This window comes from Dellaglioa sp. CoH-55-MRSF-9, from assembly GCF_056782155.1.
The window spans coordinates 15450-31103 of record NZ_JBXAYG010000008.1 but is presented as its reverse complement, the minus strand read 5'-3'; the positions used below and the strand labels follow the sequence as shown (position 1 = coordinate 31103).

14 protein-coding genes are annotated in these 15654 nt (G+C 32.7%); 9 read left to right on the top strand and 5 right to left on the bottom strand.

What is annotated here, in order from left to right:
- Positions 1-95 precede the first annotated feature (95 nt).
- On the bottom strand, positions 96-422 hold the full coding sequence (locus tag AC1RPV_RS07205) for a heavy metal-binding domain-containing protein (RefSeq protein ID WP_409022267.1): 327 nt from the start codon (positions 420-422) through the stop codon (positions 96-98).
- 73 nt (positions 423-495) lie between these two features.
- On the bottom strand, positions 496-1233 hold the full coding sequence (locus AC1RPV_RS07200; RefSeq protein ID WP_481761937.1) for a peptidylprolyl isomerase: 738 nt from the start codon (positions 1231-1233) through the stop codon (positions 496-498).
- Between the two features lie 398 nt (positions 1234-1631).
- Between AC1RPV_RS07200 and AC1RPV_RS07195 the strand changes: the two genes are divergently transcribed.
- The 9 genes from AC1RPV_RS07195 to dltD all read left to right on the top strand — a co-directional run bounded on the left by AC1RPV_RS07195 (position 1632) and on the right by dltD (position 12247).
- Complete coding sequence (locus AC1RPV_RS07195; RefSeq protein WP_481761936.1) at positions 1632-3878, top strand: transglycosylase domain-containing protein; 2247 nt, start codon at positions 1632-1634, stop codon at positions 3876-3878.
- Between the two features lie 2 nt (positions 3879-3880).
- Positions 3881-5302 (top strand): hypothetical protein, encoded by a 1422-nt coding sequence (locus AC1RPV_RS07190; protein ID WP_481761935.1) that lies wholly within the window; start codon positions 3881-3883, stop codon positions 5300-5302.
- Positions 5303-5461: 159 nt separating this feature from the next.
- Entirely contained in the window at positions 5462-6187 is a 726-nt protein-coding gene (locus AC1RPV_RS07185) for a response regulator transcription factor (RefSeq protein ID WP_481761934.1), read from the top strand.
- On the top strand, positions 6187-7632 hold the full coding sequence (locus tag AC1RPV_RS07180) for a sensor histidine kinase (RefSeq protein ID WP_481761933.1): 1446 nt from the start codon (positions 6187-6189) through the stop codon (positions 7630-7632). Before AC1RPV_RS07185 ends, AC1RPV_RS07180 begins: the two co-directional genes overlap by 1 nt.
- Positions 7633-7847: 215 nt before the next feature.
- Positions 7848-7997: a teichoic acid D-Ala incorporation-associated protein DltX gene (locus tag AC1RPV_RS07175; RefSeq protein WP_409022273.1), complete on the top strand. Its 150-nt coding sequence runs from the start codon at positions 7848-7850 to the stop codon at positions 7995-7997.
- A gap of 14 nt (positions 7998-8011) precedes the next feature.
- A complete protein-coding gene (gene dltA / locus AC1RPV_RS07170; RefSeq protein WP_481761931.1) occupies positions 8012-9541 on the top strand; it encodes a D-alanine--poly(phosphoribitol) ligase subunit DltA in 1530 nt (509 codons plus the stop codon).
- Positions 9541-10737, top strand: coding sequence for a D-alanyl-lipoteichoic acid biosynthesis protein DltB (gene dltB, locus AC1RPV_RS07165; RefSeq protein WP_481761930.1), 1197 nt, complete (start codon positions 9541-9543; stop codon positions 10735-10737). The genes dltA and dltB overlap by 1 nt, the downstream gene beginning before the upstream one ends.
- 25 nt (positions 10738-10762) lie before the next feature.
- Complete coding sequence (gene dltC, locus AC1RPV_RS07160) at positions 10763-10999, top strand: D-alanine--poly(phosphoribitol) ligase subunit DltC (RefSeq protein ID WP_481761929.1); 237 nt, start codon at positions 10763-10765, stop codon at positions 10997-10999.
- Between the two features lie 24 nt (positions 11000-11023).
- Positions 11024-12247 carry a D-alanyl-lipoteichoic acid biosynthesis protein DltD gene (dltD, locus tag AC1RPV_RS07155; protein WP_481761928.1) on the top strand — a complete coding sequence of 408 codons (1224 nt, stop codon included), beginning with the start codon at positions 11024-11026 and terminating at the stop codon, positions 12245-12247.
- Positions 12248-12289: 42 nt separating this feature from the next.
- Here dltD and AC1RPV_RS07150 read toward each other — a convergent pair whose 3' ends face one another.
- From AC1RPV_RS07150 to AC1RPV_RS07140, 3 genes are all read right to left on the bottom strand, one after another.
- Complete coding sequence (locus AC1RPV_RS07150; RefSeq protein WP_481761927.1) at positions 12290-12847, bottom strand: hypothetical protein; 558 nt, start codon at positions 12845-12847, stop codon at positions 12290-12292.
- A gap of 18 nt (positions 12848-12865) precedes the next feature.
- Positions 12866-13606: a hypothetical protein gene (locus tag AC1RPV_RS07145; protein WP_481761926.1), complete on the bottom strand. Its 741-nt coding sequence runs from the start codon at positions 13604-13606 to the stop codon at positions 12866-12868.
- 116 nt (positions 13607-13722) lie between these two features.
- On the bottom strand, positions 13723-15633 hold the full coding sequence (locus AC1RPV_RS07140) for an LTA synthase family protein (RefSeq protein ID WP_481761938.1): 1911 nt from the start codon (positions 15631-15633) through the stop codon (positions 13723-13725).
- Positions 15634-15654: the final 21 nt, after the last annotated feature.

The following is a 15654-nucleotide window of genomic DNA, read 5'->3' as shown; positions in this document are numbered from 1 at the left end:
ATACTGGGATAAAGCCATTTAGAAACATATTAAATTTTATATTATTTCATCCGTCAACTTGACAGGGCCTAGTACATTGTTGAAACTTTTTTTCATTATTTAATGTATCGAACTGCGGTACCATATGCGGCAACTGATTGCATATCTTGACCAATTGAACCGGAATCAAAACGCATCATAACAACTGCATCAGCACCCATGCTTACTGCATTGTCGCGTAAACGATCAATAGCAGTATCTCTTGATTCAGCCATCATTTCTGTGTAGGCCTTAATTTCGCCACCGACAATATTTTTAAGACTGGCACCAATGTTTTTGATAACATTTTTAGATTGTGTTGTAAGGCCAAAAACTTCCCCAATTACTTCATATTCTCTACCCGGAATACTTTCCGTTGTAACGACTAGAATTTTATCTGACATCTATAAAACCTCCCTTTATTAGTATCTTCATAGTAACATAGTTACTTTATAAGAGACTGCAGATTTGAACTGATTATTTTGTCTCTTGGAGGACTTTAATTGTTTTAACTTTAACATTAGTTGTAGGTTTATCACTTGAATTAACTGCAACTGCGGCAATTTTATCAACAACATCCATCCCTTTGATAACTTGACCAAAGACAGTATAAGTACCATCAAGTGAAGGTGTGCCACCATTTTTGTATGCATCAATAATTTTTGACGGTGTGCCATCTTTAATATCAGCACTGGTACTTACATCTTGGTTATTTTGAACAATGTAGAATTGACTACCAATTGAATCAGGTTCTGACGTTTGTGCCATCGCTAAAGCACCACGGATGTGGTAAAGGTTACTTGAAATTTCAGCACCGAATGTATGACCATAAATACTTTCGCCACCAGTACCATCCCCTTTAGGATCGCCACCTTGAATCATAAATTCGTTAATAACACGATGGAAGAGGGTATTATTATAGTACCCTTTTTTACTATGAGTAATAAAATTCTTCACAGCTTTTGGTGCATATTCCGGGAATAATTTGATTTTGATATTTCCCTTTGTTGTCTGAATATCTACGACAGCTTCTTTTTTTGTTACTTTTGAACTAAGTTGTGGTAGTTCAACGTTTGACGCTACACTTGATGAAGAAGTAGTAGTTTCCGTATCATTTGTTGTTTCTGCATTTTGATGGTAGAAGAAGAACCCAATTCCCCCAAGAATAATGATAATAATTACTGCAATTAAACCAATCATTTTTTTGTTTTTCATATTAACCCCAAACTTTCTTTATTTAATTACTCTAGTTTAACGTACGAGGTAGAAGTTATACAAGTCTTAACTTAAACATCCAGTTTAGCGCTTGTATATAGTCATTATGATTGTTATATTTAACATATATAAATGGGGATGACTCACGGTTAAATGAGGATTTAATACTTATATGAACGTTATCAATTGTGAACGATATAAAAATTTACATAGTTAGAGGATTACAATACAATTATCGAAATGGATTAGTCAGATTTTGTATTGTTAAGAAAAGTAGTAGGGGGTTACGTTTTGTTAGTTGGTAATAAATTGGGAAATTTAGATTTATACATAGAAAAAATAATAAATAATGTCATGGCAAGAGATGTGACTCGTGTCACAGAATCGGGGATGGCATAATGGTAAAACAAAATAAGAAAGATAAAGAAAGATGGCGTCATCGGCATCCGTGGATTTTTAGAGTTATTGCAATATTTGGTGTTTTATTTTTATTAGGAGTTACGACGATAAGTATTTATATTGCGACAGTTATTAAGTCCGTGCCAACAGTTACAAGTCAGGAATTAATATCTGATGCCAGTTCAAATATGTATGATAAAGATGGCCAGTTAATTTGGTCTTCAGCGCTGAATAAACGAGTTTATGTTAAGTCAAAAGACATTCCTGAAACATATAGTAATCTGTTATTAGCAACAGAAGATCAAACATTTTACAAAGACGCGGGATTTTCGCCCTCCGGCTTATTTAATGCGGGACTTTCTTCCATTAAATCAGCTGTAGGTAAAGGGTCAGCTCGAGGTGGATCAAGTATTGAGCAACAGTTAATTAAATTAACTGTTTTTTCAACGAGTAATAAAGATCGGACTGTAGACCGGAAAATAAAAGAATTTTTCTTAGCGCAACAGTTATACCATAATTATAGTAAGAAACAGATTTTAGAGTTTTATGTTAATAAAATGAGTCTAGGCGAAGGATCATATGGGGCACAGACCATTTCAGAAACGTATTTTGGTAAAACTTTAAAACAATTGAGTATTAGTCAACAGGCAATTATAGCTGGATTGGGCCAAGCCCCTTCTACCTATAATTTATATTCAAACCCTAAAGCCGTTCAAACACGCCGAAATATAATATTAAAAACAGGGCTTGAGAATAAGGTAATTACAAAGAAACAATATAAAATTGCTGTCGCAGAATCAGTGACAAAAGATTTACAGAAACGCCATTGGATGGAAAATTCTGTTACAAAAAAAATTCTTGAAAATAATGCTTATGTTACTTCTGCCTTAGAACAAGTTAGCGATAAAGGGTACGATTTAGCTAAAACTCCATTACAAATTACAACAGCGCTTGATTCAAAGCAAAATGCGACTGTTAAAAAATTAGCTGATAATAAAAAATATTATCAAAATTCAGCAGAACAATCTGCAATTACAATTACAGATCCTAAAACGGGGAATATTGTTGCTCAATATGGTGGACGTCATCAAAAAACTGCCTTCAGTTATAATCGGGCAATTTCTACGCAGCGTTCGTCAGGATCAGGAATTAAGCCACTATTAGATTATGGCCCTGCTATTGAATACTTTGGGTGGGCAACCACACATGCCTTAGATGGCACTTCATATACTTATCCGGGAACTAATCTTGTTGCTCAGAATTTTGATAAAGTGAGTTATAAATCAATAACGATGCAAAACGCATTACGAGTTTCGGCTAATACACCAGCAATTAGAACGTTAAATACTGTTGGGAGTGCGAAGGCTAGCCAATTTTTAGCACAAGTAGGGATGGCTCAAAATAATGCACCTGCGGGGTCGCAGGCTATTGGACTCGATGTTTCTACCGAACAAATGGCGACAGCATATGGCACCGTTTCAAATGGCGGAACCTATCATGCGGCTCGTTACGTCACAAGTCTAAAATTTTCAGATAATAGTGTTAAAAAATATGAGGTAAATAGTAAACGTGCTATGAAGGCCTCAACAGCATTTATGCTAACGTCAATGATGGAAGGCGTACCTAATGCCGGTGGGACAGCGCCTTCTGCAAGAATTGATAATGTTCATCAGGCAATGAAGACAGGGACCGTCGGTTATTCTGCTTCATCGGGATTTCCAGCGAATGCAAATATGGATGTCTGGATGAATGGGTTCACTAAATCAACTTCTATTTCGATGTGGTTAGGGTATGATGAACCAATGAAAAAAGGACATTATATTACTGATGCTGCATCTGCAATGACAAATGTTAATTTATATCGTGACCTAATGGTACATTTTTCAAAAGAAAAGAATGCTGATAATAGTGAGTGGACAAAACCATCAACTGTTATACAATTGTCAGGAACTGGTCTTGCAGCTCAATATGAACCTAACGATAAAGTAGTAACGTTAGGCGTTAAAGAGCCAGAAAAAATTGATGTAAAAAAAGCTAAAATATATAAAACGTATTTGTCTAAAAAGATTGCTGAGGACACGTTAAAAATAAAATTAGAGGATCCTTCATATCACAAGAAACCTGAAGCATATAAAATTGGTTCATGGGAGCAGTCAACTCAGAAAAAATTAAATAATGTTCAGAAAAAATTAGACAAGGCTAATGATGGCATTAAGGCGGCTAAAGAGACGTTAGAGGGTGAATAAAAATGGAACCGAGATCAAGAGGGACAAAGCAAACAGGAAAAAAAACTGTTAACCGAGAAAATAAAGCAGATTTTAAACCAGAACAAGCTAGTCATAAATCGATACGACAATTTTTAAAGTGGGCGTATCGTATTTTGTTGTTTATTGCGGTTAGCTTGAGTATTTGGAGCGTCTATACGGTTATCAATCGGTATCAAATTAGTCTTGATTGGTCCAAAAATGATAATTCAAAATTAACAATGGCAAATCAAACGCCAGACTCACTCTACGACTCTAATGTTAAGTCTAAAGAAGCAAAACAAAAGTTTAATGAAATTTATGCAGATAGTTACAACATTAAAACAGAGGAGTTAACGACTAAAGCAACTTCAAGTGAAATGAAAAAATTAGATGATACATTATCAAATATTTCTAAGAATTCACGTGCTGATTACCAGACAAAATATGATAATTTATTAAAAAAAGTGAAAGTGAATTCATTATACCAAGATGTATTTGTTAAGGATGATGAACAAACAGTTAAAGTAAATGTGACCCCTGGAACGATTCAAAAATTGAATAATGAACAATTTGGGTACATTAATCAGTTATTGATTAATTCTTCAAATAAAGATCAATTTGCCAATCGAATTTATACACTACAAAAAAATTTGGCAAAAGATGCAATAGCAATAAACGGTGTAATGTCCATTGCCATGAAGACAGCCACGTATGACCCTTTGTCAGGTAATGTAGAAATCTTGAAAAAAAGTACAAGTCAGCAAATAGATGACTATACGAATGCTGTCAGTAAATTACACTATTCATGGAATAATCTTGCCTTTTTAAATCAAATTGAAGAAGTGATAGCTAAAGATTTAGCCACACAGACAGAGCAGTATCAGGTATTTGATGATTATAAAAAAGATCTTTCAGATAAGAAACAAGCCGATAAAAAGTTGGTTTCACTTGAAGAAACTTTATCTCATGCATTAAAAAAACAGGCTGAAGATAAGAAACAAGCTGAAATTTATATAAAAGTTCCTAAATTTGGATCTCAATCGGAAGCGCAAAAGTGGGCCAACAAAAACCATATAGAAATTGTATTTGTACAGAAATGGTCTGGGAAAAACATGATATTATCGGAGCCGAGTGAAGGAAACTTACTTAAGCGAACAGATAAATTAAAGGTAATTATCCAACACCAAAGTTATAAGGGAACTTCAGCAAATAAAATTTACTCGGGAGCAAGTAAAAAGTCATCCAGCGCATCAAGCCAGGAGGCAAAGGCAAGTTCTGTAGAAGAATCAAGTTCAACGGATGAAACAAGCTCTAGTTTAGAAGCCGACGCGTCATCAGATACAGCCGTAAGCAGTTCAGAATCAAGTGCTATTAGTAGTAGTACAAGCCAGGTAAGCAGTTCATCAGCTACTAAAATACAGTAAAAGTAGTTACAATACATTAAAATTGATGGTATTAAAATATATTACGAAAAAAAACTAAAAATATTCATATTATTTAGTTATACTAATGGAATATAAGACCGCTCAAAGTAGCAGATAAGATTATGATTTTCATTAAATTGGAAATGAAAGAGGAATAATATGAAATTATTGATGGTAGAGGATAATAAGGCAGTTTCTGAAATGATGTCGATGTTTTTTCAAAAAGAAAAATGGGACGTTCAGTACGCTTATGATGGTAATGATGCTGTTGCTATGTTTAATGAAGATCCGGATAGTTGGGATATGATTACGCTTGATTTGAATTTGCCTGGTATGGATGGCATGCAAGTCAGTTCTACGATTCGAAAAGTTTCAGCTAATGTCCCCATTATTATTTTAACGGCACGCGATACCGAAAGTGATCAAGTTCTTGGATTAGAAATGGGCGCAGATGATTATGTAACAAAGCCTTTTAGCCCAATAACATTGATTGCTAGAATTAAGGCCCTTCACCGCCGGGCAGAAAAACCAAGTGTTGGAACTGACGATGAAACAGAAAATGAAAGTACTAGTTTTGATATTGTCACAACTCACTTTAAATTAAGTACAGCTCGTCGAGAAGCATACTTACAAGACGTTTTAATTCATGATTTAACACCAAAAGAATTTGATTTGTTGAAAACGTTGGCCAATAAACCAAAACAAGTCTTTTCAAGAGAAAAACTATTGGAATTAGTTTGGGATTATGAATTTTTTGGTGATGAACGAACAGTTGATGCACATATTAAAAAATTACGTCAAAAAATTGAAAAAGTGGGTCCACAAGTTATTCAAACGGTGTGGGGTGTCGGTTATAAATTTGATGACTCAGGAGCTGGTTACTAATGAAGCTACTTTATCAGCAAATGTTAGCATTCTTCGCGGTTATTATTACATTGGTCATTGTATTTGGCGCTTTATTTTTAAATTTCACGAGTGATATGGTCTATAAAAATACATGGACACAATTGGAAGGTTACTCGGATAGTTTAATGTCAGAATCAATGGTTTTAAAAACAACCGATTCAAAAACGCAATTTAATTTAAACTTAAATAATTTAAGAAATGCAGAATTAATTTTAAAAACGCAAAATGTTCGATTTACTATTTATACTAAAAAATCTAAAATTATCTATCCTGATAATGCGGTACAGGACAATATTACAAGTGAGCAGTGGAAAAAATTGGAAAATGGTGAAGTTGTTCACCGTACACCGCATATTAATAGACAATTAAAAACAGATATGAAAGCAATTAATATGACCGATATTTTGAAACCTTATTTTTATAATGGTAAATTATATGCGGTTATATCGGTTGGAGCCAATGTTTCTAATATTCAATCCAATATGAGTCAAATGACTCAGAATTTGGTTATTGCGTTTATTGTCTCTGTTATCGCTGGAATTATTTTGAGTTATCTTTTAGCGAGATACTCTGTTTCTAGAATTAATCGATTGAGACGTGCAACTCGAATGGTTGCTGATGGTAATTTTGATGTGCATATCGAAAGTAGACATCGAGATGAAATAGATGATTTGGCACAAGATTTTGATGGCATGGTTTCTTCATTGAAAGAATCAGAGAAAGAAATAAAACGTCAAGAAGAACGTCGTAGACAATTTATGGCTGACGCTGCACACGAAATGCGTACACCGTTGACAACTATTAACGGACTACTTGAAGGGCTAGCATACGATGCAATTCCAGAAGAGAGCAAAGGGAAGAGCATTGAACTAATGCAAAGTGAAACTAAGCGATTAATCCGATTAGTCAATGAAAATTTAGACTATGAAAAAATTAGGACAAATCAAATTACGCTAGCACCAAGTAATTTTGATGCGGTTATTGTTTTGAATAACATCGTTGAACAACTAACAAAAAAAGCAATAGAAGCCGACGATAAGATTGAATTAAGTGTTCCTAAAAACTTAATGGTTTTTGCGGATTACGATCGATTTGTGCAAGTTATTTTTAACATTACGCAAAACGCCATTCAATTCACTCAATCAGGAACGATTCATATTTCAGCTGAACGTGGTTACCATGAAAGTATCTTTAGGATTACTGATACAGGTATTGGCATGACAAAAGACCAGCTAGAAAATATTTGGGAACGTTACTACAAGGCAGATCCATCTCGTAAGAGTACTAAGTACGGAGAATCAGGATTGGGATTATCAATTGTTCATCAATTAATGCAACTTCATAACGGAAAAGTTGAAGTGATGAGTACTGAAGGAAAAGGGACAACGTTTACATTGACGTTTCCAAATCAAGAAAATGAATAAATAGTTAAAAAATTATTAAAGAATGATTTCTATATACAAATAGAAATCGTTCTTTTTTGTGATATAGATGTAATTCTGTTACACTAAAAAGCGGTTAATAAGATTATTAACTAAGTTTAATATTACAAAATTGTTAGGTTAGTATGACATAGATGAATGCTAAACGGGGGAAAAAAAGTGTATACTATATTCATTCTAAGGGGGATGTGATAAATATGAGCCAAAAATGGCATGATTTAAAAGAAAATGAAGTTTTTATGTTTATCGTTCGAACTGCCTTTTATTTTATTGTATTGGCGATGCTAGTTTACCTGTATTCATTTAAAGGTATAAGTAATGGTACGTTTATCTATAATGAATTTTAAAGGAGAGCAAAGACATGATAAAAAATGTAATTAATCAAATTGATATGATCGCAATGTCCGATCCCAATCGCATTGTTTACAATGATTTGGGTGAGACAAATACTTATCAACAGTTAAAAGAAAAATCTGATGCATTAGCATTGCATTTGATTGAATTAAATTTAGATAATAAACGTCCAATTATGATATATGGAAATCAAAAATTTAATATGCTAGTGGCTTTTTTAGGAAGCGTTAAAGCAGGGCACGCATATATTCCAATTGATTCGCACTCACCAGCTGAGCGTTTAGAGTCAATTCAAGAAGTTGCGAAACCAGTCGCTTGTATAGCTGTAGCAGAATTACCTGAAGTTAAACTCGATGTACCTGTAATTTTATCAACTGAATTAACAGAAATTATTGAGAATAATCAAGGGGTAGAAGTTCCTGATCCTAGTTTCCAAGTAACTGGTAAAGATAACTTCTATATTATCTTTACATCTGGTACGACTGGACAGCCAAAAGGGGTTCAAATTAGTCATGATAACTTGATAAGTTACGTGAACTGGATGATAGAAGATTTCTCTCTACCAGAACATCCCAATAGTCTATCTCAGGCACCATACTCATTTGATTTATCAGTAATGGACTTGTATCCTACATTAACTATGGGTGGTAAGTTATCTGTTTTACCTCAAGAAGTGACGGATAATTTCAAAGTTCTTTTCCAAACGTTACCTACTCTGGACTTACAAGTTTGGGTTTCAACACCATCATTTATTGATATTTGTTTATTAGAACCAACGTTTGATGATAAACATTTACCAGATCTTAGTCGATTCTTATTTTGTGGTGAAGAATTAACTCACAAAACAGCTGCAGCATTGAAGCAAAGATTCCCAATGGCTAAGATATTTAATACGTATGGTCCTACGGAAGCAACAGTTGCGGTTTCGAGTGTTGAGATTACTGATGCTATTTTAGAACAATACCCACGATTACCAATTGGTTATGCCAAATCAGATACAAAGATGGTTGTAGTTAATCCAGAAAATGAACTAGTACCAAATGGTGATGAAGGTGAATTAATTATTGCTGGACCTAGTGTCTCAAAAGGTTATCTTAACAATCCTGAAAAAACGGCCAGTGCTTTTTTTGAAATGGATGGCGTAGCTGCCTATCGAACTGGTGATGCAGCAATCATAAATTCTGAAGGGATGTTGTTATATCGTGGACGAATTGATTTCCAGGTTAAACTACATGGTTACCGAATTGAATTAGAAGAAGTTGACCATCATGTGTCATCGCATCCATTTGTAAAACAAGCAATCACTATTCCAAAATATAATAAGGATCATAAAGTGGTTCAATTAATTGCGTATGTTGTTCAAAATGATAATCCAGTTGAACGAGACTCAGAATTAACAGTTGAAATTAAAAAATACTTGTTAGATACAATGATGTCATATATGATTCCACAGAAGTTTGTTTATGTTGATGTTTTACCATTAACGCAAAATGGTAAAATTGATCGGAAAACACTAATAAATGAGGTGAATGCTTAATGGTATCATTCCAACCTTATGTCAATCCGATGTACTTTCTATATCTTATTGTTGTTTTAATTCCAATTATTGTTGGTTTGCTTAATGGTAAAAGATTTAGATTGTATGAAACGTTAATTTCATTACTCTTTATTTTCTTAATATTTGGCGGTCCAAAACTTCACGAAGGCTTTAATTTACTTATTTATATAATTTTTGAAGTCTTACTTATCGGTTTATACATGAATTATCGTAGTAAGTATAATCAAACGTGGGTTTTTATTATGGCTGTCCTTTTAGCGATAGCACCATTATCCATCGTAAAAATAACACCAGCCATTAATAATGGTATACCATCAATTATTGGCTTTTTAGGAATTAGTTATTTAACGTTTAAAGCGGTTCAAATGATTATGGAATCGCGAGATGGTAGTATTAAGAAATTTGATTTGATGCTAACCTTACAATTTTTATTGTTTTTCCCAACTATCTCATCGGGACCAATCGATCGTTACAGACGGTTTGTTAAAGATTATCAAAATGTCCCAAGTCGAGAAAAATATTTAGAAATGTTACAAAAGGGTGTATTTTACATTTTCTTAGGTTTCTTATATAAATTTTTACTAGCATACCTATTTGGTACGATGCTGTTACCTCACGTCGCACGTATTGCATTACTAGACGGTGGTATATCGTGGGCCTTAGTTGGTTACATGTACACGTACAGTATGGATTTATTTTTTGATTTTGCTGGTTATAGTTTATTCGCAGTTGGTATCAGTTACTTTATGGGAATTGAAACACCTCCTAACTTTAATAGACCTTTCATCGCACACAATATTAAAGACTTTTGGAATCGTTGGCACATGACACTTTCATTCTGGTTCCGTGATTTTGTTTATATGAGATTAGTCTTTTTTATGATGAAACATAAATTAATTAAAAGTCGAATAACAACAGCTATTGTTGGTTATTTTGGATTATTCTTACTCATGGGATTTTGGCACGGGGTTACTTGGTATTACATTGCCTATGGCCTATTCCATGCGATAGCTATCGTCATTAATGATGCATGGCTCAGATTTAAAAAGAAACATAAAACCAGTATTCCAAGTAATAAATTTACAGAAATTTTTGCAATCTTTATTACGTTTAACATCGTTTGCTTAAGTTTCTTAATCTTTTCAGGATTTTTGGACAAACTATATTTTTCATAAAATAGATAATTAGAGGAGAATTGATATGAACACAAAAGATAAAGTTTTAGATATATTAGAAGAGACAACAGGTAGCGCAGAAGTTAGAAATAATTTAGATTTAAATGTTTTTGATGAAGGCCTATTAGATTCAATGGGTTCAATTCAATTAATCTTAGAATTACAAAATGAATTAGGTGTTGATATTCCAATTTCAGAGTTTGAACGTTCTGAGTGGGCAACACCAAATTTAATTATTGCAAAAGTAGAAAGCTTGATCTAAATGGGATTGAAAAAGAAGTTATTCATGATCATTGGGCCTGTTGTTTTGGCTGTTGCATTACTATTAGCCATACTACTTGCACCAGTCAATTATAATTTCAGTTCTGCAAAAACTGAAGAAAAAGCAGCAGTATCGCAATCTACTTTAATTTTAAAGGGCTCTGCTATTCGTCAAAAGGCATTAGATGATGGTTATGTGGCATTTATCGGTTCATCCGAATTTTCACGGATGGATTCGATGCATCCTTCAGTTTTAGCGAAAAAATATAATCGTTCATATCGTCCATTTTTAATGGGAACTGGTGGGACACAATCGCTTAATCATTATTTTTATTTACAAGGTATCAAAAATCAATTAAGAAATAAAAAAGCAGTTATGGTGGTATCACCACAATGGTTTGTTCCTAATGGTGTAAGAAAGCAGGTATTTAATAATTTTTATTCACCATTACAAACAACAGAGTGGTTACTATCTGCAAATGCTAACAGCCTGTCAGATCGTTATGCTGCCAACAGATTTATTACTTTAATGTCTGGTGAAGGAAATGAATCTGTACTGAATGCAATGCATAAAATTGCTGAAGGACAGTCGTTATCTGAAGCGGATGCTACGATGCTTCGCTTGAAATTAACGATTTTGAATCATGAAGATCAATTATTCTCAGGTTTTCCGATGGCCGATCGAACACAGACTATCGACAAACAAACTAAGAACCTTCCAGCAAAATATGATTTAAATAAATTAAATATTCTTGCCGGTAAATATGGTGCTAAATGGACAACCAATAATGATTTTGCAATCAAAAATAGTTATTGGGATAAAAATAAGCTTAACAAAAAAATTGGTAAGCTTGCAGGTACACAGACTAAATTAAATTATGATCATTCTGTTGAATTTTCAGATTTCCAATTAATTTTAAATCAGTTTGCTAAAGAACATACTGACGTCTTGTTTATTATTCCACCTGTAAACCAACGTTGGGCAAGTTATACTGGACTATCGTCGAAGATGCTAGCTAACTTTGATGGTAAGGTTACAAAGCAATTGAAATCCCAAGGATTTAATAAAATTGCTGATTTCAGTAAAGATGGTAATGAAGAATACTTCATGGAAGATACGATTCATTTAGGTTGGAAAGGTTGGGTTGCGGTTGATAGTTATGTGAACCCATTCCTGACTCAAAAACAAGTTAAACCTAAATATCATTTAAATAATTATTATTACTCAGAAGATTGGCAACAAGAATAAAAAATAATTGGAATAAACCCTTATTGCATATGCAATGAGGGTTTATTCTATTATAGGAGATTCTGCAAAGGGAATGATTTGCGGTTGAGTAAGTAACTCTGTCTGTTTAGTTGTGATAATAATGCTTAAATCTAATTGGCAGGTTAATTCTGTGACTAAATCAATGAAGAATCTTGTTTCTATTATTGAAAATTCATCAATTAAGCCTGATAAAATGATCACCGAATAATCGTTTAAGATAGCTCTAAAAATTAAAATAAGTGTTTCATCAAAGTGACTTAAATCAGTCGTTTTTTTGTTGATAAAATTCGGTGAATAGTGGTGAAAATATTGTCCATAAATTAATTTTGAAATAGTTTTATATGTTTTTTTGTGCTGTTTCTTAGATGTTAAACCCATATTTTGTGTGATAGTTAGATAAGGAACTATTAAGCTTAGTTCTTCAATTGTGATTAAAGTAACTAAATTTGAATTAATAAAGTCTTGATTTTCAAGTTGATTTACGAATTCAAATGATTTATCTAAAATGATTGAAACCGAATGGGTAGGGAATAATGAGGTTAATGATTGAGTTGTATTAGTGTATTTTTTTAGTTGCATTGTGATGCCTCCTATAATTTAATGAGATGAGTTACGGGTAGAGAATAAGACAGATAGGAATGAAATAAGGCTAATAGTTATACCGCCAGCAAATAGATATGCAGAATTAATGAATGATTCTTGCGAGATTAATGTACTAAATTGTACGTTTGTAGAGGAAATTAAAAAATTCCCATTAAAATTGGTTAATTTATGTGACAGTAATTCTAATAACTCAGAGGATATTTCTGAGGGAGAAAGTTGCATAGCTAATGAATGGGTTAGCCAATAAATATTTAGTTCTCTCAGCAATGAAGTATAGTTATTTTTAAAGAAGAAAATTAAAATTATCACTAAAATTAATGCTGCTATAAAGATAATAAGGACTTCAAGAGCGAATGCAAATGCGACTTTAGGCTGACTTTCGCCGATATTGTGTAAACTAAGATATTCGTTGATACGCTTGTTGATGATTTTTTTATAAACAACAATACTGATAGTAATACCCGCTATCAATAACCCAATAATAATAGGGTAGATTAGGCTGACTTGTTGTTTATGAATATCTGTTAAGACACTAAGTAAATTAGAACTAGATGTACTATTAACATTAATATGAGCAAGCATTTTTTTAAAACTTTTAAATGATTCAAATGAAATTTGATTAAATAATAAGTTTGAGAGACCGATTAGTATTGTGAAAAAAAATATGATAAATAACCCAACTGTTTGTTTCTTATGATAAAAAATACTAGATAATGATTGTAGAATTAAAGACATAATGACACCTCTTCGATTAATCTATATGACTAATTTTAAATAATAGTTATGAACATTATGTGAAGTTGTTTAGAATAAAAAAATAAACGTTACCGAAATTTATTTTTCGGTAGCGTTTATTTTGAACTGGTACTTGAACTTGAACTTGTAACAGTTTTTGAAGAAGAACTTGCAGTTGGTGCCTTTAATTCAGGAGCATCTGTTTGATATAAGGTTGTTGTCGACTTATTGCCATGTTTTGAATAGAGGCTTGTCGAATTGTTTTTAAGCGTTTCTTGTAATTTTAGTAATTTACTATATTGATTCTTATAGTTATAGTCACTTGGTTGCGTTGGCTTAAAATTCTTTGGTGTATAGTAACGTAATAAGTTTTGATTATTGACTGTATCCGATAAATTTAGTTCGGTACTGACTTTTGTCTGATCTTTCTTTATTGTTTCCTTAACAATTTTAGAAGGGTGCGTAACTTCTTTACCTGTTACATTATCATAAATTGTAGAATCTAAAACAGTATAATTAGGTGTAATGAAGTTTTCATTTCTAAACGCAACTGTCTGATCGTGATTCTTAGAAAATAAATCTGTCCCAAATTGAACATATGATGACGAATCTAGGCCTAATAAGTGAAGAAGGGTAGGTAAGACATCAACTTCACCACCATATTGATTTTGGATGCCACCATTTTTACTTCCAGGAATATTAATCATAAATGGAACACGTTGTAATTGTGTATTATCAAATGAGCTCCATGTTTCGGATGATTTACCAAGAAGTTTAGCAAGCTTCACATTTCTTGAATTTGAAATACCGTAATGGTCACCATAGAGGACAACCATTGTATTATTAGATAATCCAGATTTTTTTAAGTATGTGAAAAATTCTTTAACTGATTCGTCTAAATAATGAGCCGTTTGGAAGTAATTATTAACAGACGTATCACCTGTATCTGGAACTTCAAAGTCTTTATTTTTTGAATCAATATCAAATGGGAAATGATTTGACACGGTAATGAATTTTGCATAAAAAGGTTGCTGTAATTTTTCTAAATATTTAACTGAATCATTGAATAATAACTTATCTTTTAGACCGTATTCTAGAGTGTTATTTGCAGACGTATCATAATAACTTGAATCAAAGAAGTATTGGTATCCCATACTTTTATAAACGGAATCTCTGTTCCAAAATGATCCAATATTACCGTGGAAAACAGCACTAGAATAACCAGCGGTTTGATTTAAGATAGCGGGAGCTGCTTCAAATGTATTTTCGGATCCAAGAGATGTGAAAACAGATCCTTGAGGTAATCCATAGATACTTGTTTCTAAGAGATTCTCAGCATCAGATGTTTTACCTTGTCCGACTTGATTGAAAAAATTAGGAAAACTATAAGTTTCTTTACCATTGTATAGAGAATTTAAGAAGGGTGTGACTTCTTTTCCATTCACCTTAAAGTTAATTAAAAATTGTTGAAAACTTTCTAAATGGAGCACAATAACATTTTTACCTTTTGCGATACCATACATATTTGGATTAGGTGCTGCATAATGTGACTTTGTAAAATCAAGGACATCATTTAAATCAGAACTTTCAGCAGTATCGCGAACCCGATTGTTTTTAACTGTTTTGAAACTGTCGTAGACGGTATATGAATCAATTCCTAAGTATTTAACAATATAATTACGATCAAACGTTCTCGTAATTAATTGTGGTCGGTCAATTTCGCCTAATGTTAAACTTGCCAATGTTAGCATTATTGAGAATGATGTAATTGCAAACGCGTTAAGTTTACTGAATGGTCGAGTGTTAAATTTTAAATAGCGAGTTAAGAATAAGCAAATAATAAGCACTAAGTCAATGACGTAAAAAATATCGTGTGGTTTCATTAAAGCAAAAGAGCTGCCACTAATACCTTCAGAAACTTTAGAATAACCTAACATTGTATTAATTGTCATAAAATCAGTAAATTCTCGATAATAAATAACATTAAAAAATAGTAATGCTGAGTTCGCAATGTAAATTAAAAACATAGTCAAATATGAAATAACTGG